The organism is Foetidibacter luteolus, assembly GCF_009650435.1.
GTDB lineage: Bacteria > Bacteroidota > Bacteroidia > Chitinophagales > Chitinophagaceae > Foetidibacter > Foetidibacter luteolus.
Genome location: NZ_VVIP01000005.1, coordinates 28,178 through 51,170 on the forward strand (window position 1 = coordinate 28,178; position 22,993 = coordinate 51,170).

At 45.8% G+C, this 22,993-nt stretch carries 16 protein-coding genes and 1 tRNA gene; 5 read left to right on the forward strand and 12 right to left on the reverse strand.

What is annotated here, in order from left to right; translation table 11 throughout:
* Window positions 1-194: 194 nt before the first annotated feature.
* Entirely contained in the window at window positions 195-2,813 is a 2,619-nt protein-coding gene (locus F0364_RS01645; RefSeq protein ID WP_306452321.1) for a phosphocholine-specific phospholipase C, read from the reverse strand.
* Window positions 2,814-3,489: 676 nt separating this feature from the next.
* On the opposite strand from F0364_RS01645, the gene F0364_RS01650 reads away from it, so the two are divergent.
* Window positions 3,490-4,212 (forward strand): ABC transporter permease subunit, encoded by a 723-nt coding sequence (locus F0364_RS01650; protein ID WP_153796008.1) that lies wholly within the window; start codon window positions 3,490-3,492, stop codon window positions 4,210-4,212.
* Between the two features lie 334 nt (window positions 4,213-4,546).
* Entirely contained in the window at window positions 4,547-6,313 is a 1,767-nt protein-coding gene (gene gldG / locus F0364_RS01655; protein WP_153796009.1) for a gliding motility-associated ABC transporter substrate-binding protein GldG, read from the forward strand.
* 47 nt (window positions 6,314-6,360) lie between these two features.
* Here the strand turns inward: gldG and F0364_RS01660 are convergent, their stop codons facing one another.
* Entirely contained in the window at window positions 6,361-6,681 is a 321-nt protein-coding gene (locus F0364_RS01660) for a hypothetical protein (RefSeq protein ID WP_153796010.1), read from the reverse strand.
* A gap of 515 nt (window positions 6,682-7,196) precedes the next feature.
* On the opposite strand from F0364_RS01660, the gene F0364_RS01665 reads away from it, so the two are divergent.
* Window positions 7,197-8,123 (forward strand): VOC family protein, encoded by a 927-nt coding sequence (locus tag F0364_RS01665; protein ID WP_153796011.1) that lies wholly within the window; start codon window positions 7,197-7,199, stop codon window positions 8,121-8,123.
* Between the two features lie 334 nt (window positions 8,124-8,457).
* Here F0364_RS01665 and F0364_RS01670 read toward each other — a convergent pair whose 3' ends face one another.
* The 7 genes from F0364_RS01670 to F0364_RS01700 form a co-directional block, all read right to left on the reverse strand.
* The gene (locus F0364_RS01670; protein ID WP_153796012.1) at window positions 8,458-11,142 is read right to left on the reverse strand and encodes a bpX3 domain-containing protein; all 2,685 of its coding nucleotides are present in this window, start codon (window positions 11,140-11,142) and stop codon (window positions 8,458-8,460) included.
* Entirely contained in the window at window positions 11,139-13,544 is a 2,406-nt protein-coding gene (locus F0364_RS01675) for a hypothetical protein (RefSeq protein ID WP_153796013.1), read from the reverse strand. The genes F0364_RS01670 and F0364_RS01675 overlap by 4 nt, the downstream gene beginning before the upstream one ends.
* Before the next feature lie 131 nt (window positions 13,545-13,675).
* Window positions 13,676-14,383 carry a hypothetical protein gene (locus F0364_RS01680; protein WP_153796014.1) on the reverse strand — a complete coding sequence of 236 codons (708 nt, stop codon included), beginning with the start codon at window positions 14,381-14,383 and terminating at the stop codon, window positions 13,676-13,678.
* An 8-nt stretch (window positions 14,384-14,391) separates the two neighbouring features.
* A complete protein-coding gene (locus tag F0364_RS01685) occupies window positions 14,392-15,546 on the reverse strand; it encodes an AAA family ATPase (protein WP_153796015.1) in 1,155 nt (384 codons plus the stop codon).
* A complete protein-coding gene (locus tag F0364_RS01690) occupies window positions 15,513-16,178 on the reverse strand; it encodes a conflict system bpX4 domain-containing protein (protein ID WP_153796016.1) in 666 nt (221 codons plus the stop codon). The genes F0364_RS01685 and F0364_RS01690 overlap by 34 nt, the downstream gene beginning before the upstream one ends.
* A gap of 172 nt (window positions 16,179-16,350) precedes the next feature.
* Window positions 16,351-16,425 (reverse strand) — tRNA-Val (locus F0364_RS01695).
* A 212-nt stretch (window positions 16,426-16,637) separates the two neighbouring features.
* Window positions 16,638-17,228, reverse strand: coding sequence for an OmpA family protein (locus F0364_RS01700; RefSeq protein WP_153796017.1), 591 nt, complete (start codon window positions 17,226-17,228; stop codon window positions 16,638-16,640).
* Between the two features lie 390 nt (window positions 17,229-17,618).
* On the opposite strand from F0364_RS01700, the gene F0364_RS01705 reads away from it, so the two are divergent.
* Entirely contained in the window at window positions 17,619-20,072 is a 2,454-nt protein-coding gene (locus F0364_RS01705) for a TonB-dependent receptor (RefSeq protein WP_153796018.1), read from the forward strand.
* Between the two features lie 219 nt (window positions 20,073-20,291).
* Here F0364_RS01705 and F0364_RS01710 read toward each other — a convergent pair whose 3' ends face one another.
* From F0364_RS01710 to F0364_RS01720, 3 genes are read right to left on the reverse strand one after another with little or no spacing between them, the layout of a single operon-like run.
* Complete coding sequence (locus F0364_RS01710) at window positions 20,292-21,128, reverse strand: sterol desaturase family protein (RefSeq protein WP_153796019.1); 837 nt, start codon at window positions 21,126-21,128, stop codon at window positions 20,292-20,294.
* 1 nt (window position 21,129) lies between these two features.
* On the reverse strand, window positions 21,130-21,534 hold the full coding sequence (locus F0364_RS01715) for a hypothetical protein (protein WP_153796020.1): 405 nt from the start codon (window positions 21,532-21,534) through the stop codon (window positions 21,130-21,132).
* 11 nt (window positions 21,535-21,545) lie between these two features.
* Window positions 21,546-21,875, reverse strand: a complete 330-nt coding sequence (locus F0364_RS01720; protein WP_153796021.1) for a hypothetical protein — start codon at window positions 21,873-21,875, stop codon at window positions 21,546-21,548.
* A 203-nt stretch (window positions 21,876-22,078) separates the two neighbouring features.
* Between F0364_RS01720 and F0364_RS01725 the strand changes: the two genes are divergently transcribed.
* A complete protein-coding gene (locus F0364_RS01725) occupies window positions 22,079-22,987 on the forward strand; it encodes an alpha/beta hydrolase (RefSeq protein WP_153796022.1) in 909 nt (302 codons plus the stop codon).
* Window positions 22,988-22,993 lie beyond the last annotated feature (6 nt).

Below are 22,993 nucleotides of genomic sequence, written 5' to 3' on the forward strand. Positions count from 1 at the left end.
TCAAAACAACAGCAGCATCTTACCCGTCAACAGACCGGTAACCTGCAACTGGTAACCGGTAACTGCCTTTCGGGTGAGGGATTGAAGCGGATACCCCGGTGAGGCCATCGAAGCAGGGCCTTGTGCCGGAGTATGAGCGGAAAGCCCGGCCCGAGGTACGAGGGACACCCCCAAAAATTATTTTATATACTGCTTTATACCACTCCACCCATCAGCGGGTCGGTAATGCCTTCTTTACCGGTTTCCACCTTGCCGGCATAACGTTTGGTAAAGCTGCTGTGGCCTTTGATGGTTACTGAAAAATCGTACCAGTTGTGGCTTTGGACCAGGTTGAATAACAAGGTGGCAGTGGCGCCCGGGGCAATGGTTTTGCTGCGGATGCCGGTTTTATACGCTTCGTCTTTTACCTGTACGGTATAAGCGGTTTTGCCTTTATTCGTAAGCTTTATCAACAGGTTGCCGGTAGCCCTGGAATTACCTTTAACCCGTTCATACTGCAGGGAGGTTTCTACCAGCGGGGCATTCGCTGTACCCTTGAACTCCCGGAAAAAACCATTGGGCCCATACACCTGCAGGTGGTAAGCGCTGCCTTCAAAGTTTTCGATGGCCCAGTTATCGGTCAATTTGTCTCCTGCGGTTACTGCATAGTTCCAGCAGCGCAGGGCCTCATCCCGGTAAATACCGGGGGCATATACAATGTATGGCGCACCTGCCGATGCATCTCCAAAAAGCTCCTTACCAGCGGCGAAATCTATCTCAAACATTTTTCCACCGGCATTAAGCCTGCCATCCACATAGAGTTCGTAAGGCAGGGCGCAGGAAGAGCGGGTGCCTTTTTCCTGCGCAGGCATGTACGGTGAAGATTGCGGCTGAAGGTTAATTTGCTCTATTTCCTGTGCAGCCAGATTTTTATACCCATCCGGCAGGTTTTTAAATTTGGCTTTATGTATGCTTTCAATAACCGCTTCTTTTTGCTCGAAAGGCAGGCTGCCGGTTTTTTCGCCGTTGTAAGGCTTGAATGCGGAAGTAAGGTTGCCGCATACTGTTCTGCGCCATTGGCTTATGTTGGTTTCCTGTATGCGTTTGCCAAGCTTATGGCTAAGGAAGGTTTCCAGGAACTGCAGGCAGGAGGTGTGGTCAAAAACCTCTGAACATACCCTGCCACCGCGGCTCCAGGGAGAGGCTATCAGCATCGGTACCCGGAAGCCCAGGCCGATAGGGCTTTCCCGCATGCCGTGCTGCGGGTCTTCTTTTCTTTTGGGTTTGGGCTCGTCGTCATCCTCTCCTTTTTCAACCGGCTCCTGGGGGCGCGGCGGGTGCAGCTTATCGTACCGTTTTAATTCCTGCTCCATGGTAACAAATTCCGCCGCTGTATCAATACCGCTGGAAACAAGGCCGGTATTTTCTTTAACAGGGTGCGGCGCCAGGAAGGGCGGCACATGGTCAAAGCAGCCATCGTTTTCATCGTAGGTGAGTATAAAGATGGTTTTCTTCCACACTTCCGGGTTTTGTGTAAGTATATCCAATACTTCGCTAAGGTACCAGGCGCCATACCAGGGCGCACCGGGATGGTCAGAAAAATTTTCCGGCGCCACCAGCCAGGATACTGTGGGCAGGCTTCCGTTCTTTACATCCTGCCTGAACTGGTGCAGCACATCGCCTTTGGGTATTTCAACCTGGCGTTTTGTTCCGGCATCGTCATACTCCAGCGCTGTAAGCTGGTGAAAGAAAGGGTCTCCGCTGTTAACGGTAAAAGCCTTGTTGTGTATGCTTTTTTCCTTATCAGAAAGGGCATTGTATTTTTCCAGGGTATATATCTCTTTGTCTTTTATAACCGTAACAAGGTACTGACGGGCTTCTTTTAGCTGCTGTTTTGTTTTGCGGGTTTGCCTGCCTTTTGCCGGTAGCGAAACCAGTTTTTTTTCCAGTTTTTCTATCCATTCTTTTACCACCGGCTCTGCCCGTTGCAGCCAATTGATATAACCGGTAGATAGTTTTACGTTGTATTGTTTAAACCACTCAATTGGGTTATCGGTAAAATTAGCCAGCCAGGCATCCTGTTCGCCTTCAAAGCCAACGCCAACGCTCAATTCGTTCTGGTATATTTTCCAGGATACGCCGTTTTCTTCCAGCCTTTCGGGAAAGGTTGTCCAGGAAGCCTGCCTGTTTTCATCATAATCAGTGTCTTCGTTACGTACCCTTGCCATAGAAGTGGCATCTTCCCTAACGTTGCCCGTCCAGAAGTAAAGACGGTTGGGGGTGGTGCCGGTAAGTGAGGAGCAGAAATGCTGGTCGCAAACGGTAAAGGCATCTGCCAGGGAATAATAAAAGGGTATGTCTTCCCTTGTGTAGTAGCCCATTGTCATGGGAATATCAAAGTAGTCCGGGTTGCCGGGGCGTTTGGCCTCCAGCCAGCCGTCCATTTTACCGCCATTGGCAGCATCCACCTGGTCGCCCCAGTTGTGCGGAAGGGCGCTCATCCAGGTAGCTTTGGTATTTTTTATATCCAACCTAAAAGGGGCATAGGTTTCACCTTTGTCGTTGGTTTGCAGCCACACTTTGTTTTTATTAGGCTGATTAATGGCCCGCGGGTCATTAAAACCGCGTACACCCTGCAGTGTACCAAAGCAATGATCGAAAGAGCGGTTTTCCTGCATCAGGAAAACGATATGCTCCGCATCCATAAACGTAGTGCCGGGGGCGGGATCAATAGCCAGGGCTTTTTGAACCGAAGGCGGCAACATACCTATTAAACCCGCACCGCCTGATAACAATGCAGCTTTTTTTAGAAACTCTCTTCTTGAATCCATCATGGGTTGATTTTTTTTATGCTGAACAGACAAGGGAAACGGATTAGCCATTTCATACGCACATTGCAAAAACACCTGATGCTTGTTAATAAATACCGGCAGCATCGCCGCAGGCTATCTTCAAACCTATAAGAAAGAATAAAGCGAAAAAATATCAAACGTTTGCGTAACCGCAACTTTATGAAATTGTAAACAGGGGGGATGGCCTTGAGAGGACAGAGAAAAGTTGCACGCAAAGGTGCTAAGCCGCTAAGGGAAGAGGGTTTGCCACGGAGGCACGGAAAATATGGAGTAGATTTCTGCTTTGCAGGAAGGATTGCTACAGAAGCACAGAGAAAGTTGCACGCAAAGGCGCTAAGCCGCTAAGGGAAGAGGGTTTGCCACGGAGGCACGGAAAATATGGAGTAGATTTCTGCTCTGCAGAAAGGGTTGCTACAGAAGCACAGAGAAAGTTGCACGCAAAGGTGCTAAGCTGTAAAGAGATGGGACAAGGTAGGGGTTGCCATGGAGGCACGGAGAATATGGGAGGAAGCAGAAGCTTTTTATTATTAATCAATTCACTCTTTTTCCGTGCCTCTGTGGCAATGCCTTTCTCCTTGCTTCTGTAGCAATCCATCCTTAACAAAATATCTCTGCAACATTTACGTATAGATAGTAGTTTTACCCCTTTCGTTAATTTATGTGGACAATCTGCAAAAAAGAGTGGCAACAATTTTTTGGCAGCCTTACAGGCTATGTCGCTATCATCATCTTTCTGCTGTTGATGGGGCTTTTCCTGTTTGTGTTTCCGGATACCAGCCTGCTGGATTTTGGGTATGCTTCCCTCAACGGTTTTTTTGAGCTGGCGCCGCTGATACTGCTTTTCCTGGTGCCGGTGGTTACCATGCGCAGCCTGGCTGATGAGTACAAAAGCGGCACATTCGAGCTGCTGAAAACCATGCCGCTAAGCGCTGCCCAAATTGTTTGGGGTAAAATAGCGGGGGCTTTTATGGTGGTGGCTATGGCTGTTGTGCCTACAGTTATTTATGCTTTTTCCATGCAGGCATTAAGCAGCACAGGCGGTATTGATGTGGGCAGCACTACAGGCAGCTATATAGGTTTGCTGCTGCTGGGCGCCGTGTTTACCGCCGTAGGTGTTTGCGCCAGCAGCTTTACTAATAATACCGTAGTAGCTTTTATTGCCGGGGCCTTTATGTGCTTTTTGCTGTACAACGGTTTTGAAGCGGTAAGCAAACTGCCGGTGTTCAGCAATGGGCTGGATTATTATATTGAGATGCTGGGTATCAAATTTCATTACCACAGTATCAGCCGTGGCGTGGTGGATGTGCGGGACATAGTGTATTTCGCCGGCATGATCTTTTTATTTGCCTTTGTAACACAAAGAATGTTGCTGAAGCGGTAGGTTTTTTGGTGACGGGCTTTGAGTGCCTTGTGGCGGCCTGGTTGTGTCACTCACTTGTACGGCTGGTTTTTCATGGCGGCTTTTCAGACCCGGATAGATGATGTTTCAAGCACCTGCGGTGGCAGAAACAAAGATGCTGTAAGGCTGGCTCTGCGAACATTGAATTTTGAACAAAATGACATTGAACAGATACCGCCTGTTGCACCATGCTGCGTAACGTACGAACAGTATCCCGAAGTTTCGGGACGACGCAACGATGCTACATTCCTGTTCTGTCGCCGGGCCCATAAAAATAATCTTCAACCGAAACCTGTTGTAAAAGTTTATACGTAAAATGAAGCTTGTTAAAAAAATAATACAACATAGATTCTGGTGGATAGCTGCGCTGGTTTTGTTTGCCGCTATTACCTACATTTCTACCTTGTTCAATTACCGTGTTGACCTTACCGCTGAAAAGCGTTTTAGCCTGAGCAACAGTACCAAAACCCTGCTGAAAGAAAACGTGGACTCTGTGGTTAACATCAAAGTGTTTTTAACGGGCGAACTACCCTCTGATTACCGTAAGCTGAGCATTGCCACCGCCGACCTGCTGAATGAATTTAAAGACCTTAGCGGCAACCTGGTGCGTGTGGAATTTGAAACACCCGGAGAAGGCCTGCCGGACAGCAGCCGCCTGCAGTTGTATGACAGCCTGGCCCGCATGGGGGTTGTGTTTGAACGCAGCGAGGATGTATCGGCGGCAGATAATAAGTCCACACAACAGATCATTATTCCATCGGCATTGGTGTACTATAAAAATTACCAGCCTTTTGTGATTGACCTGCGCAGCAGCCGCAAAGTGTTTAAGAATTTTAACGTGGTGAATGATGTGCCGCAGGAAGATAAGGAAGCCACGCTGAATGCCGCGGAAGCTTTGCTGGAATTTAAGTTTGCCAATGCCATTGAAAAGCTAACCCGCAAAGAAGTACCGACGGTGGCTTATGTTATTGGCAATGAAGAACCCGGGCCGCAAAAAGTGAATGACCTTATTGAAAGCCTGCGCAATGAATACAAGCTGGGTATTTTTGATTTAAAACAATCGTACCCTAACCCAGATGCCATTAACGCGTTGATTGTGGTGAAACCGCAAAAACCGTTTAGCGAAGAAGACAAGCTGAAGCTTGACCAGTACGTGATGCATGGCGGCAAGATTGTTTGGTTTGTGGATAAGCTTTATGCGGAGCTGGACAGCCTGATGCGCAGCCAGAGCGACTTTGTGGCTTTTGACCGCAACCTTAACCTGGATGACCTGCTGTTTAAATATGGCGTGCGTATTAACAGCGATTTGCTACAGGACCTGAACTGCTCCAAGATACCGATAGTGGTTGGGTATAACCCCGATAACAGTCCGCGTATGCAGCGCCTGCCCTGGCCTTATTACCCGTTTTTATCGGCGTATAACAACAACCCGATTTCCAAAAACCTGGACAGGGTGTTGCCCATTTTTCCCTCCAGCATTGATACGGTAAAAGCGCCGGGTATTGAGAAGACAGTATTGCTGGCCAGCGATACCAACAGCCGGGTGCTTAGTTCGCCGGCGATGGTAAGCCTGAACAGTATTGCTACGGATAACGATTTTCAGGCCATGAACAAAAGCCACCTGCCTGTAGCGGTACTGCTGGAAGGTAAGTTCACCTCCCTGTACGCTAACCGCCTTAGCGCCGAAGTAAAAGACAGCGTAGGCAGGGCGCTGGGCAAGCCTTTTGCAGGCGTTGCTGAAAAGCCAACGCAGCAGATCGTGGTATCGGATGGCGATATTGTTACCAATGCGGTCAGCAACACTACCGGCCCCTTGCCCATGGGTATGCTGCCGCTGGAAAACTACCGGTTTGCCAACCGCGAATTCTTTTTAAACAGCATAGACTACCTTGTAAGCAACAGCAAAATTTTCGAGAGCCGCAACAAGGACTTTACGCTGCGCCTGCTGGACAAAACCAAAGTATCTGAACAGCGCGGTTTGTGGCAGTTGGTAAATATCGGTGGGAGTATTGCAATTGTATTGCTTTTTGGGGGGCTGGTGCAGTGGCGGAGGGGGAAAAGGTGGGGGTTAGGTGAAGCCTAATCCAGGAAATTATAAACAGAAATTTTGTTATATGCAATTGAAAAGAGTCATTTGTTTGCAAATACAAAATCCAATGGAAAAGAAGGTGAAATTCCAACTTCAATTCCCTCTTTTTCCAGCTCTATTTTTGTTTTCAGTGTGATCTCATTTTTTTCGTCATCTGTTAATTGAGTCACCTCATTTATAACCATCGGATTGTTTTCCACTATTTTACGGACTTCTTTTCGATATATTTCTACATAGGTTTTTTTAAATAAACGTACGACACTTTGCGAGTCAAGATAAAATTGATTTTGTCCATCATTATAAATCAAACCTCCCCCAAGCAGGAGCTTAACTTTCCTTTTTCTTTTTCTAAAAAATCCCATAACTTTTTTCCAAAAATAGTTATAATGATTTTTAGTTCATCTCCTGATTATACTTCCCCATTTTCGGTGATTTTATAAAAGCTCCTATGCGCATAGATTTGTCCTTTTATCATCAGAATCTCAAATTTATTAATGTATAGTATTATGGCTGTACTTATTTCAACAAAAGTAAAAGTACAAATCCTGGAGGGTTACGACAGTGTGTTGTCCGCCGTTTATGCCCCTTTTTTCACCTGCTTGAAATCGCTTATTTTGGGGCTTTCATCACCTGGAAAACTATTTGGCTCCTGTCCCGGCTGTTCATTGCAACTCCGCCGCAAGACCATACGCCCAAACCCTCAGCGGGGTTTTCATTTCCATCCGGCAGCCATTGGGCGGTAGGATCGAAATGTGGCTTTGTCCGTAGGGTTTAAAGTAATGAACAGGTAACACAAATAACCCAACAACCCCGCCGCCCCGGTACGATTTTTATGGCACTATCCTGTTACTATTTTTAACGTACAAAAAGCATTGCCATGCAAAAAATTATCCCACATTTATGGTTTAATAAAGAAGCCAAAGAAGCCGCCGCGTTTTATACATTCGTATTTCCGCAGTCTAAGATTATACATACATCGCAGATACATGATACGCCCTCGGGCAGTTGCGATATTGTAAGTTTTGAGTTATGGAACAAACAGTTTATGGCCATCAGTGCCGGGCCCTTGTTTTCATTCAACCCTTCCATATCGTTCATCGTCAATTTCGATCCCCTGTTCTTTGGGCAGTCACCGGAAAATAACCAGGCTGCGTTAAACGCCCTCAATACTGTATGGGATAAACTGGCCGAAGGCGGCAAAGTGCTTATGCCTATTGACGCTTACCCCTTTAGCAAGCGCTATGGCTGGCTACAGGACAAGTATGGCGTATCCTGGCAGCTTATGCTTACCAACCCCGATGGTGAGCAGCGCCCCGCCATCGTGCCGTCGCTGCTGTTTACCGGCAGCATTTGCGGCAAGGCAGAAGAGGCTATCAATTTTTATCAATCCGTTTTTAAACATGCGCAGGCGGGCAGTGTACACCATTACCCCGCAGGTATGGAGCCTGATAAAGAAGGCTCGCTGATGTTTGGCGATGTAAAGCTGGAAGATACCTGGCTGGCTGCTATGGACAGTGCCCGGCAGCATGGCTTTAGCTTTAACGAGGCCGTCTCGTTTATGGTTACCTGTGCCGACCAGGAGGAAATTGATTATTACTGGCAACAACTTTCTGCTGTGCCCGAAGCCGAGCAATGCGGCTGGCTGAAAGACAAGTACGGCCTCTCCTGGCAAATAACCTCTGCCGAAATGGAAACCATGATGCAGCAGGGCACACAGGATGAAATAAACCGCATAACGCAGGCTTTTCTGCCTATGAAAAAGATTGACATTGCTGCCATTAAAAAGGCCGTTAGTAATGGGTAGGATATAAAGAGAATCAGGGGGTGCCCCCAAGCTATCGCAAGGGGCCGGGCAGAACTGCGTTCGCAACCTTCGTCAAAGCAACATTAAGTTGCTTTTTCTCGGTTCTGTTCATAATCCGGCTCAAAGCCCTGCTGCGATGGCCTCACCGGGGTAACCGCTGCAATCCCTCACCCTAAGGTGCAACACGCTGCTGCTTTTGTGGGCAGGTTGTATGCATGCCGCATTTCTGCGCAGCCGGCAAATGGAGTTGAAAGAAGGTAAAAACCCTCACTGCTGTTGCTTAACCTGCTTTATGTAGTTTACTATTTCCCGGAGTAATACACAAACAATTGCGCTATTCAATAGTGTAGATCATAATCCTGCCGGTCTGTTCAACCAGGGCAAACTGGTTGCGGTTGGCATGTATTGCTGTTGCTATAGGAGCGGTTGTGGCATATTCCCTTTGGGAAATTGGTGTATTGGCCTCAATAGAAAACAAAACGGCTTTATGCTTCTCTACAACCAGGAATTTCTTACCCGGAAAAAATAACACCTGGCCGGGTATAAGATGGGATGCAAAAGGTTCTCCCTGTACATTCAAAGAACCATCCTTGGGCCGGCAAAAAACCAGGCCCTTGTTTGTAGAAATAATAATGCTGAAAGAAGTTGCATCTTCAGATGCTCCAAACAAGCGGATGCCGGTATCAAAATGAACCGCTTTTACTTCACCCTTTTTTGAAATGCTGAAGAATTGTTTATCCCGGTAAGTATAATAATAATCGTTAAAGCATGCCATTAGCGGGTTTACATGGCTTGAACTTATCTGTACCTCATTTTCAATATTGCAATTAAGGGAACGTTTTAACTGGCCTTCAATTGTATAATAATGAAGCGTCATTGTATCACTACTTGTTTCCAGCCGGCATAGTTCGTTATCTTCTGTTATAATAAACTTCGCTGGCTCTTTATGCAGCCAAACAGGACAATATACAGTCAGGCTGTCACCGAAATACTTGTTTTTATCCAGGGTTTTCCTGGTAACCGGCAAGCCATCAGACGCATGCAAAAGAATATGCTTGCTGTAGTAAGGTGAATGAATAAAGGTGAAACGCACATGAGGTTGTACAGGGTTATCCCACGTGTAATATTCGATATTCCCATACCAGTTTCCTCTTGCCAGGTGCAATAGGTTATCCTTTGTTCCCACTGCTAAAAACTGGTTGCGGTGGCTGACAGCTTTTTGCCAGCGGATACTTTGATCAAGCTGTAATACATTGTTACTTGTTGGCTGTTCGGTATTGTCCCGGGTATTTGTCACATAGCGGCTGCAGTCAGAGCTGATAAGCCGGTCTGTTGTAATAAAATTTTTGAGTTTATGTACAATGGAACTGTTTCCCTTTGCTGTTTCATCGCTTATAATGTTGTAAGCAATATCCTGGTAAAGCGTTCTTTCTTTGTCTGCCTTGTTGGTCTGGCTTACATGATGCAGTACATGCAAAAAAAGCTCTTGTTTAACCGGTGGGGTATGCTGTTCATAAACATCCTTTACTTTTTGAAACGTATTGTTTTCCTCCGTTTCATTTACCAGGTCAAAATACTTTTTGAGACAATGTTCTGATTGGCAGTTTTCTTTCCAACCGGTAAGCAGCAGTTGTTTTGCCTCCTCTGGCTGCTGCATTTTTTTCATCATAACCCGGGATGCATCCAGGTAGTCGTGGGCTGAAATTTTACTGGCTACTGTTTCCTGGTAATACCTGTTGGCGTTATCCTTTTGTTGCAGTATGCTGTAGAGGTCGCCCACTTTCTCATGGCGAAGCAGTTTGTCGTACAATTCGATGGCTTCTGAATACAGCCCTCCACGTTCCAGGCATTCGGCTGCCGCCACATTGTTCTTCAGGTGGTCTTTATAAAGTGCTGCGGCTTCGCGGTAAAGTTTCCCCTGTTCAAGGGCATTGGCCGCACCGCTGTAGTCGCCAAGAAGATGTGCATAAACGTATGCCGCTTTTTTAAAGTCTTTGCGTTTAATTTCTTTTTGTGCCGCATCAAGATACCTGGTGCGAAGGCTATGGTAATATCCGCCAACATCCCATCCATCCACGGCGCCGCCGCCACCCAGGCCTCCGGGATTAAAATTTGTTGGCCTGCGCGTTAATGCAGAAGTCTTTTGTGCATTGCCACGGTTCAAATAAGGGGAGTTTAACGGCAGGGCATATTGCAGAGCTTCATCAGTGTCCTTGTCAAAAAGCTTCACCAGGCGGTTCAATTCCTCGTTTCTTCTTTTTTCAATCTCCTGCAGGTTTTCGCCCAGCCACTGCTGAAGGCGTTCCAAACCGCCGGGCCGGTCGTTTTCCTGGTCATTGTTATGGGTGCCAGAAACGTTTTGAATGCCATTTGCAGCCGCGAGTATTGTTTTAAACAATCCCCATTTCACCTTATCAAGGGCCTTGTCAACTGTTTGGGCAACAGTTCCCTTTTTGCCCGGCATTTCATCCAGTGGCCTGGTATGAATGTCTTTTTTAAGCTCCTCCATCAATTCCTGTACCGTAGGTTGTTTTACCTGTACCTGCTGCAGGGGTGGCTTACGTTCTATGCCTGGGTGTGCAAAACTCCAGTCATTCTCTTTTTCTTGCGTAAGCAACGCAAGGCTTCCAAAATCAAACCTGTCTTTTTTATCAAAACCTACAAGGCCAATGGAAGGGTGAAAAAACTGGTATTCCCATGCAAGCAGTTTGCTAAGCTCTTCTTCATTTACCTGGGGGTACAGGCTGGCATTAACGGGTATAAATAGTTTGCCTGCTATTAACCCATAGCCATCAGGTATAACCAGGCCTTCAAGTAATGCTGTGTTGTTGAACGTAACTAGCAGGCCCGCGGCTTTTACTGACCGGATGGATTCCGGCATTATGTAACAATCCAGTTCTTTAACAGATACGCCCCAGTTGTTTATTTCTGTTAACCATACACGGGGCGAACTGCTTTTAATAAAAGCGGCAGCAACGGTATGCAGCGTCCGGTTGCTATATTTTAACTGCAGCATCATAACAGGTGCGAGATAAATGGTTGAATATATTTTTTGTTGAATAGCTCAGCGCTTATCATGTTAGCGTTAGTAACGCCTGTAAAATATTCCGAGCCGCATACAGCCCCATCAGAAGCCCAGCAAGCAGTGGCTTTTCCAAGTATCATCACCACGGTAATCTCCGGCAAACCGCTATCCGAACTTTTAAGATGTACAAAGCCTCTTGAATCAATTACAGCTTCACTTCCATCCGCCCATAACCATTTGTTGAACTTGATGTTTTTGTTTTTTAACGGAAAATAAGTGTCTCCCTGTTGCTTTGCCTGCCTGCTGCCTTTTATCTTGTCGGTATTTTCAAGGATGCTTACATCCCTGTCTGAATGTACACGCAGGACATGGTTTCCTAAAATCAGTTCATTGCCTCCGCTTACATGGATGTCCCTTACATTAAACAGCAGGCTGTAATTGCTGAGTATGCAATCTTTGATATCCGCCTGCTCCGGCTCCGTGCAATTAAAAAGATTGGCCTCAGTATCGCTGTCGTACCCGGAATGGTTTGCTGTATTTAACAGCCGCGCTTCCCGGTAGTCATAAAAAGATACGCCCGAAACATGCCTTACTACAAAATATTCTTCACAAAAAGAAACGCTGCTAACCCGGCTGATGCCGATTGTTTCCGAAACGTCTGCTCTTAAATCCTGAAGATGGATATTATAAAACCTGGCCAGGTCTTTTGATTGTTGGTACACAAGAATGTAAAGCTGTTGGTCGTTCTTGTTGCCCACATAGTATTCTCCTTTTTCTATAAAATCAAGAATTTCTCTTGCTCCATAATTTGCGCTAGTCCATAACAATACACGTTGTGTTTCTGTAAACGTTATGATGGCTTCGTTGCTGAACTTTACCGTTTTGTTTTTACCGGTAAGGTTAAGCCGGTGTGCAGGGAACATTAGTGTGAACGTTGTGGCCTGCAGAAAGGCCGGAAGACTGTCATTAAGTTTTTTTTCTGCATGGTTAAACGTGGTGGCAAACAACAACTCTTCCAAATCAAACTTAGCCTTGCTTAATAGTTTTATCCTGCCCTTTATATATTCATAAAAATGGAGTTCGCCTGTTCTGCTTACAGTAATTAAAAAGTTGAGCGACTCCTTTACCTCCGCAAGGCAGGCATAAAAATCCGGGTTATGCAAGGATTGCGCATCCGTAATAAGCATAAATTCATTCATGGCAGATGCCTGAAGGCTCTTTAATGCCAGTTGCAACGATGCCCCGCAATGCAGTGAATGATCAAGCATGCCCAAGGCCCTTATAATGCCTTCTTTTGCAAACAAATCAGCCTGTGTATAATTCTTCCCATATAATATATACGCTTCTGCCAGTTCTCCGTGTTTCAGGTTGTGGCAACAGGCCAATGCCGCAGATACGGCGAATACACGTGGCAGGCCCCACATTTTTATGGTAGTGTCTATCAGTATGGTGCGTTGCAGTTTAGGGTTGTCAGGCGGGGCTTCCCGATGAAAATAGAGGGCTTCATTGTTTACCAGCCTTGCCATTAACAGGTCATCGTCGTGTGCCAGCTCACTTAATAACAGGCGGTCATAATTGCCACGGTTGGTAATATCTGCAATGCCGCCAAACGATAAATCGCTTCTGTCGTAAGAATGCATGGGAATGTTTAAGGCTGCAATTAAATGCCTTGCCAGTCTTGCCACGCCTGCCGTTTTGTTGTCGAGTGATAACTGTTGCCATAAGTCAAGCGGCTTTTCTTCGGGCTGCGGAATTTCAATAGCGGCAGGAAGCTGGTTTAAGCCAGTACGCAACCGCATTTCCAGGTGCTCAGCAGTGTTGTATTGTTGCAGGGCTTTGCTCAGGTATTCCAGGTCTTTTTTAAATGCATCGCTTCTAACTGCGCTTGTTTGTGTAAAAGCGAGTTTATCAACCATTCCGCTGTCAAGTTCTTCCGCAATAGCTTTTAAAGGCGGTTCGGATATACTGAATGTGCCAGGAGAAAATATCTCATGGCACAGGTGTATGCGGTGCCGGCCTTTTCTCAAATCCGGCGGAAGCGCTGCTACTATATCCATAAACTTCAGCGCCTGGTAAAGATGGTGTTGTAAAATTTCTTTGGTAGTCCCGTATTTCCCTTCACGGCCACTGTTAAAACCTGCCAGCATCCCCGCAAGGATACCTCTGCCACCCGAGGCGTGAAAATTGTCATTACAGCACGAAAGCAACAGCAATACGGCGCTTAGTGAAGGTGTTTCCTTAACCTGTATTTTTTTTAATAACTGAAGCAGATCGTCCCGGTAACAAATAGTAGCTCCGTTTTTCCATTCAATAATTTCGCCACCCTCTGCCCATTGCCAAAAATAGTTGGCCGGACACCTGAAGTATTGTACGGTATTTTTTATTGCTTCAATCATGTTTAGTCCCGTGTTTAAGGGATTATTTTTGTACCCGGCTCTTTACTATAAATCAGGCTTCCGTTGCGTCGCACTCTTGTACGCCTGAATAGGGCTCAGCAATTAACCCCGGTACTTGTCAATCGTCTTCATTATTCCAGGGTAAGCCGTACAGCGCTTCTTGCCGCCTTCACAAAAAAACTTTTGTCAATTTTTTGCCATGTACCTCTGTCATCAAACAATAGAAATGCTTCTTTATTTTTAATCAATTTTTCTGAAATCAAAACTGCCAGGGCAGGCAGGTCAAAATCATAACCGCAGGGTAGTAAAATATCGTGCAACAACCAATATTCCCTGCCGGGCATGGGGGGCAACGGGTTGCCCATTAGCAACACCTCTTTATTTTCAGACACGGCAAAAACTATTGCTTCTAACCTTGCTTCCGGCGCAGTTTCGGCAAAAGCTTTAAGTAAAGAAAGTGTGGTAACAAGCGCCTCGCCTTTTCTTTCTTTTGCAGAAGCAACAATCTTTATGGGTATCCCTGTTTCTATATTCCCTGGCAAGGCGGCTACAGGCACTTTAACCGGTACAAACTCCTGTAACGGCTGCCAGTTTAATGCCGGAAGAACATCAACAGGCACCGGTAAGCCTGGCGGGTAAAGCCTGTTACTGTCATCTTTCAGAAATTTTTTCTTAACTGGCAATTGTTTTATTTCAATAGCTATTTCTTCAGTATGGCCCCAGCCTTTTACCCAGATGCCCTTATCACTTACCGCGGCGTATAAACCCGGTAAGCAGCGTACAGTACCAAGGGCCTGCCTGTTACTTTCATCCATTAATAAAATCATTTCTTTTTCCATGCGCCAGCTTATGCAGAGTGAAGAATTTTTTGCCACAAGGCGTCAATAGGTTCCTGTACATAACGGCGTTGCACCTCGTTGGTAATCCATTCGCAGCGGCCGTTTAAATAGCGTAGCCTGTCTTTTATTATGGTACGTTCCCCCATAGGCAGCGATGCGTCTTCCCATTGCTCTGCCATAGTGGTTATTTCTTTATATATTTCATCAGCATCAGGGGCTGTAGTAACAAATGCCCTGGGGTGCTGTTGCGGTGCAGCCGCGCCGGGCTGTATAAGGTTGTTTACTATGCCGGCAATTACTTCTATTTGTTCCTCGGTATCCCATATATAGCGAAGTACCCACATGTCTGACGGAATGGCCGCTGCTCTTTTGCACAACAGCGCACTTGCGGCAATCAATCGCTGTAGTTTTACCGCACGCCTGTCTGATACCTGCACGCCTGCGTTGCGCAGCATTTCAACAAGGTTAATATAAGCGGGGCGTATGTCATTCAAATCAACAGTTCCAATCAGGCGCTGTATTTCAAAAATATCTTCAGCGGAAATTTTAGGTTGGCCGGCAATTTCTTTGCGTTCCAGTTTCCATCCGGCCTCCAGTACATTGTTAAGCAGGGCCGGGTCCACATAATCGCACCGTACCCTTATTAAGAAACGGTCAAACAGGGCCTGCAATGCTTCATCCTCCGGCAGGTGGTTGCTGGCGCCCGCAATCATTACTACCGGTAAGGCCTTGTTTTCACGTCCCCTGCGAAAAACTTTCTCATTCAGCACCATCAGCAGGCTGTTCAGTATGGCGCTGTTGGCGTTTAACAATTCATCAAGAAAAACCAGGTTGGCTTCAGGCAACATGCCTTCTGTATTGGTAACAAGGTCGCCTTCTCTAAGCTTGCGTATGTCAAAAGGGCCAAATAGTTCGTTGGGTTCTGTAAAACGGGTAAGCAGGTATTCAAACGTTTTGCCATTCAGCATTTTAGACAGTTCTCTTACCAGGGCACTTTTGGCGGTACCGGGAGGGCCGAGTAAAAACAGATTTTCACGGCCGGCAAGGCAAATGCCCATCAGGTCTATAATATCATCTTTACCAACAAATTTTTCTTTAAGATGCCCCAGTACGCTGTTAAGGCGGTCAGTTAATTCAAATTGTCTTGTAGTGTTTGTTTCCATGCGGGTTTATTTTTTATCGCATATTCAAATTCTGGCCAAAACCTGCCGGCATGTTGGCCCAATGCTTCTATAATGGAATTTCTTATAACGGGATCTGATGCCTTTTCCAGGTCGCCCAGCCTGATAATACTGTCTGTAAATGCCTGCTTTAAAGAAGGGTTTGCGAAAACAGTTGTATAATCCGTCGCCTGCTTTACCTGGATGCCCGGTGACGAGAATGGCCAGAGGCCTGCTATTCTTGTAAGTTCTTTTACCAGTATATCAGCAGGGGCCAGCCCTTTAGCCAGGTTAAACAATGCAGGAAGATAACGAAGCACCAGGTCAGCGGAGTAAATAACCTCCGGCGTAACGGGGCCTTCAAAATTCGTCAACATTTGTTGGATAACTGCATCTTCTGTTTCGCGGATGACTGTTAACTGGATGGCCTGGTAAAAAAATTTTGCCGCCCAAATCGCGGCTTCTTCCGAAAAACCGGGAGCGGTATAAGGCATTTCCAGGCTGTCCTCCTGGTGGTACCGGCGTAGAAGTATTAATGCTTGTTGTACATCCTCTTCTTCAAATTGGTACAGGCTGCCTTCTATGGTTACTTTGCCTTCACTGAGCAGGGTTGATATAAATAGGGTTAAATGCATTGGTTGATAGGTGCAAATTAACAGGATAAGCGGAGAGTGAAAATTAATTATTGATAAAGGGCAAACGTTTAAGCGCCTAACCCTACCGGGCTATTGGGTTAAAAGTTTGTGTATAAAGTACCGGATTTACAGCCCAACAAAAAAGGCCTTCTTTCGAAGACCTCTTGTTTTGTGGGAGTTGACGGGATCGAACCGCCGACCCTCTGCTTGTAAGGCAGATGCTCTAAACCAGCTGAGCTAAACTCCCTTTTTCTATTTGGGAGTGCAAAGATAGGCGTAGCAATATTTTCTCCAAATATTTTTTGCCCTTTTTTTTACCCGGGAACTTAGTGTGTTTTAAAGTAATAATAGTCTTGTTACGGTGTGCGGCAAAGAGGGGTTGCAGGCTTTTCCTGCATGGTCTTTAAACTCCTGTATGGGCATTCCATGTACGGTTGCAGTTTTTGTTACAGTTTCCGGCTATTCTGTTTTGAAATCAATCCTGTAAATAGCACCGCCATTTTTAATGTCAGATACTATCCTTGATTTGTCTATGCCGCTGCTGCCTGACGTAAGGTAGGATATTATATTTTTTATCCTTGCCTCGCTTATACGCTTGGTTTCTGGTCTTGCCCTACTGTAATAACCAGATATCTGAAGCGGGCATGAAGGCATGGTGTTTAATATATGAGCAATACTATCAAGTGTTACCTTAACGGTGGGAATCAGTGCAGTTGTTTTATCCGCAAATGAAACAGATGGAAAACTATAATTATCACAGGAGAAACTGATAGTGCAAATATGTCTTTTCTCTGCACAGCAAGCTGGTTCCGGGCAAAACCCTACACCAAAAGAATCCACGGGAAAACATTGCTGCTGGGTAAGCTTTTCCTTATCCAGGCAATCAGGCACGCCATCTCCGTCGGTATCCAGCTTTACGCCATGCGTATCTACAGGGCAGGTCTCTTTTTTAACGGTACGGCCCGGTACGGTATCTTTTTGCTGCGCAAAGGATACAGCCTGTAAGCAGGTAACAAGCAACAGCAAAACATAGAATGATTTTATAGCCATGGTTAAAGTTACTGCCTGACGGCATAAAATTACGCACCTGCAATAAAGCCGCTTAGTTTCTGCCACCTTTGGCGCCGGAAACGTTACCTATCCGGGGCTGAAATGCCGCCCAATGAACCAACCGATGAAAGGATTGCGACGCAACAGGCGATGCCATGGAAATATATCGCTGGTATCTAAAATCATGATTTGCGAATAATGAATGGCGGGTAGGCGATTTAGTTTCGTCGTTCTTTATTCCTGGTTCCTTGTTCAGCATTCGTCAGCCTGTTTGCGCCTTATCGCACTAATCACGCCGATTTTCCACCCTATTCTACTGGGATACCTGTATTTTAGCAATCCCTAAAGCTATCTGTTATTTTAATGCCTTGCTTAAACACCTTGCACGCCATGCTGCCCCGCCAGAAAAAATTACTGTGTATTAAACCGGTAGCTGTTGTTATTGCGCTTTTTTGTTTTTATACAAGCACGGCCACCCCTGTTGATAAGGCCACCCTGAAAGGCAAAGTTGCCGACTCGGTTTCCCAGGCGCCGCTGGCATCTGTGAGTGTACAGGTTTTTAACAGTGCAGATAAGAAGCTGGTGGAAGGCAACATCAGCAGTGAAAACGGAGAGTTTAACATAGAGCTGCCCTATGGCACTTACTATGCGCAGGTGGATTTTATGGGCTACCAATCCTGGAAGAGCAAAACGTTTACTCTGTCGAAGGATAAGCCGCTGCACAACATGGGGCTGGTGCAGCTAACAACTTCATCTGCTGCTTTAACAGAGGTGGTTGTGCAAGCAGAAAAAAGTACCATGCAGCTTTCGCTTGACAAGAAAATTTTCAACGTTGGTAAAGACCTTGCCAATGCCGGGGGTACGGCTTCGGATATCCTCACCAATATACCCTCCGTATCTGTTGATCCTGAAGGTAACATTAAACTGCGCGGCAGCGATAATGTACGCATTCTGATAGACGGCAAACCATCCGGGTTGGTTAGCTTTAAAGGGGGCAGTGGTTTACAGCAATTACAGGCGAGCATGATTGACCGTGTGGAAATCATCACCAACCCTTCGGCCCGTTACGAGGCAGAAGGCATGGCCGGTATTATTAACATTGTGCTTAAGAAAGACAAGCGCCAGGGCTTTAACGGTTCCTTTGAACTTATTACTGGCAACCCCGCCAACTTTGGCGCGGCAGCCAACATAAACTACCGCCATAACAAACTCAACTTCTTTATCAACTACGGCATAGCTTACCGCCGCCAGCCCAATGTGGGCAACCTTTACCAGGAAGTATATGGAAAGGATACCACTTTTATTTTAAAGCAAAACAACAGCGGCACGGTGCGTGGCTTTAACAATAACATTCGCGGAGGACTGGATTATTATTTTACGGAGAAAAGCATTCTTACCGCCTCTTATCTCTTCCGCCGCAGCGATGCCAACCGCATTACCGATATACGTTATGAAGACTATCTCTTCAATCTGAATAACCCCACTGGTGTTTCCACCCGGCGCCAGGACGAAAACGAAGAAGAACCCAATTCTGAGTACTCGCTTATTTACAAAAGAACATTTACCCGCAGCGGTCATGAACTGGTTGCCGAGGTAAAATACCTGGACAATTGGGAAAGCAGCGACCAGCTATTTACCCAGCAGTTTTTAAAGCCTGACGGAACACAGCAGCCGGAAAAAAATATCGTGCAGCATTCAGTAAATGATGAATCTGAAAAGCAATTACTCTTCCAGGTAGATTATGTGCAGCCCATTGGCAAAGATGGTAAGTTTGAAACCGGCCTGCGCAGCAGTTCAAGAGATATGGTGAACGATTTTGTGGTAAATCAAAAGAATGCCGATGGCAGCTACACGCCATTGCCGGGGCTTGATAATGTGTTTCTCTATGATGAAAATATTCATGCCGCTTATGGTATTTTGGGGAATAAGACGGGCAAGGTATCTTACCAGGCCGGGCTGCGGGCTGAGTGGACGGCCGTAACAACAACCCTTCAGGAAACGCACCAGGTAAACCCGCGTAAATATGCCAACCTTTTCCCCAGTGCACACCTTACGTTTGACCTGCCCAAAGAAAACGCCATCCAGTTAAGCTATAGCCGCCGCATACGCCGGCCTTTTTACAACGATCTAAGCCCTTTCTTTACCTTTTCAGACAGCCGCAACTTTTTCAGCGGTAATCCTGATTTAAACCCGGAATTCAGCAATGTTTTTGAAGTGGGGCATATCAAATATTTTGACAAGGGTACATTTACTTCCGCTGTTTACTACCGCAACACTACCGGTAAAATTGACCAGATAAGAACAGTTGACAACGAGGGTAATTCCATAACCAAACCACAAAACCTTTCTTCAGAAAAAGCTTATGGTATAGAGCTAACCAGCGCTTACTCGCCTTACAAATGGTGGAAACTGGACTTTAACGCCAACTTCTTTCATGCGGATATTGACGGCAGCAATATCGTTAAAGATTACAAGGCCTCTACCTATAGCTGGTTTCTGCGGCAGACATCCAGGTTTTCCCTGGCTAAAAATTTCGACATACAGTTAAGGGGCAACTACGAGGCCCCTCAAAAGACGGCACAGGGTAGCCGCAAGGCATTAATTTATATGGATGTGGCCATCAGCAAAGATGTGTTTAAAGGCAACGGAACCCTTAACCTGAATGTGCTGGATGTATTCAACAGCCGGCGCTTTCGTTACATTACCAACGGGCCCAACTTTTATACCAATGGCAACAGCCAGTACCGCCGCCGCCAGGTTAACCTTACACTCAACTATCGTTTAAAACAGGCCAAGCCCCCGGCTAAGCCAAAGAAGCTGGATGGTTCGGATGAAAGTTTTTGAACATGCAGGGTACAAAATGAAAGGTGCGGGGTCTTGCATTGACTGCATTTCACCATCCACCGTTGACTCTTCACGACTATGGTGCCAGCGTCCGGTTTTTCATGGGAGGCTTCGTTGCAAATATGATTTTGTTATTAAATGGTCTTTCAGTGAAAGAACATTTAATAATCAATCCGTTTATCGTTCGGCTCATTGGGCGGCTTTGCAGACCCAGGTAGATTAGCTTGAGATTTCAATTTTAGTGGACGTACCTGCTTTTCTTTTCTCCCCTAGCTTCTTCCACAACCAACCAGGCACAACTGGTTTCAGCATTTGCCCCACATAAGTTTTGGGAAAATCTTCCTTAATGCCATATTGCTCCGGTTCCTGCGGCGGACAAACATACGTGCCGAATAGTTTGTCCATTATTGGAGAGATGTTGGCATAATTACCAGCATCTCTTTCAATATCATGGTGCCAGTGGTGCAGCTCCGGCGAGCCAATCAGCATTTTAAGCGGGCCGATGGGAAGCCTAACATTGGAATGAATATATATATCCCAAATACCGCGGAAAGCAACAATGGCTGCCAATGCTTCCAGTTGAAAGCCCATTACAAATGCCGGCAGGTTAATTAAGCCGATCGTATAGATGGAATCCAGCGGATGCTCACGATGTGCAGCCAGCCAGTCAAGGTGTTCTGAGCTGTGGTGCACTTTATGAAACCTCCAGAGAAAATCAACTTTATGCTGTAACCGGTGGCCCCAGTAAATCAGCAGGTCGCTAAAGAAAAGCACTTCTACTGCCTGCAACCATACCGGTTGCGATTTTACCAGCGCCCTAAACTTCGCCGGCACCAGTCCATCCATCCAGAAACTGAAATAATTCAGTACCCATAATACCAACCCGCTCCATAACAAATATTGGCCAAGCAGGTAACACAAATCCAGTACCCAATGGCGGCGGAATATTTTCTGGCCTTTTTTAGCCGGAAAAACTTTTTCCATAGGGACAAATACCAACAGCAGAAAGATAATGCTGATGGCAGCCGCTAACAATAGTTCTGCAATCCGGGTCATATCAAGGTTTTTTTATTTTTAGAGTATCTTTTTTGGTAGTGTCTGGCATTAATTTCCTTTGGCGCAGCGGGTAAAATATTTGTGTGGAATCGTAATGCCGTCGGTAAGGGGTTAATCTATAACTTTTCTCCAGGCTGTCTGGTATAATCTGTGATTCATCTACCATTATCGCAGACTTAGATGAGTACAGAATGTGTTTCTTTTTAGGTGGTATGGATTTCCTGAGTTTTAGCAAGCTGTCAAGTTTGGCTGTTTTCAGCGTACCCCCATTCGGGCTTGTCTGCATTGCTGCTTCCTTCTTCAGGATGTATTTGTTAAGGCCGCCTGTTCTGTAAATGATGAATACAGCAACCAGGCAGAAAAACATCATCAGGGTAAGTGGTTTAATAATCTTTGCGTATTTCATATTGTTGGGTTTTACGGAAAAAGAGGTTTGTCTAAATTTCTGTATCCTGGCAAAGCTTCCATAACAAGTTGCTTGAAGCTATCTGTAAGGAATGGGAACTGGTTAAACACTACCATGGATTTTGAAGAAGAAAACATTTCCTTACTGGATGAGTAGAGGGATATAAATTTTGTAGTATCAGGGTCGAAAGTCTTGCTTGTATCTATTTCAATGTTTGCTGTTATGGAAGGCTGCCCTAAAGAAGCTTTTCTAAAACCGCCTGCTCTGAATACTATGAATACCACAATAAATAAAAGAAAGCATAACAGGGTAAAAGTTTTTGTGATGGCAGGATACTTCATGTGCTTTTGTTTTTGGGTTGTTAGTGGCGCTATTAATTGTTAATACGGGTTCTTTGTAAGTCAGCAGCATCGCTGCAAAAATTCTGGTGGTACATTCATCCTTTATTGCAGCCGTTTTAGTTTAGGGGATGAATTTAGTTATTTGGCCGTTGTATAATATCTTGTTACAAAATTTTAACTGTTCTCCTGCAAATATTATTGCCATGAAAAAACAACCGGTTCTTGCTTTGTTTCTTCTTTTTCTGTCGGCGGCATTCACCAATGCCCAACGGCCATCGCCGGTAAAACAGCTTTTTCCACCCGGCACCGTTTTTCATGAGAATATTTCTTACGCCGGCGATACATCCCGCCATCACTTGCTGGATATTTACCTGCCCGCCAACGCAAAACCCGGCATACCACTGGTTGTATGGGTACATGGCGGCGCTTGGATGCTGAACGACAAATACGCCGACATGAGCTACATGAAGAACACTGTTAAAGGCTTTATTGACAGTGGCTATGCGCTGGCTTCTATTGATTACAGGTACAGTACAGAGGCTGTTTTTCCGGCACAGTTGCAGGATTGCAACCAGACCATTAACTTCCTGTACAACCATGCGGAAAAGTATGGGTTCGATAAAAACAACATAGCCTTAATTGGGTTTTCTGCGGGTGGCCACCTGGCATCTTTACTGGCGCTGGCGCATAATAGCAACGTGCCTGCTTTTTATGCAGATGGCAAAAAGCCATTGTTTAAAATTAAAGCCGTGCTGGATTTTTATGGCCCTTCAGATTTTATGGTATTCGCCGGGGCTGATATGGACAAAGACGAACCCAAGCCTATCACCCGCCTTTTAGGTGCCCTGCCTATCGAACGCCCTGATATAGCCAAAGCTGCCAGCCCCGTAACTTATGTTGACAAAAATGATCCGCCCTTCTTTATTGTTCAGGGCGAAAAAGATGAGTCTGTGCCATACACACAATCTGTGCTGTTGCAATCGTATCTAAAGCTGGCCGGCGTAGAGAATGAATTAACCATCGTACCTGGCGCACCGCATTACGGGCCTATGTTTGATGCAGAAGAGATAAGGCTAAAGCTTTTTAGGTTTTTAAGGAAACACTTGAGATGAGGTTTA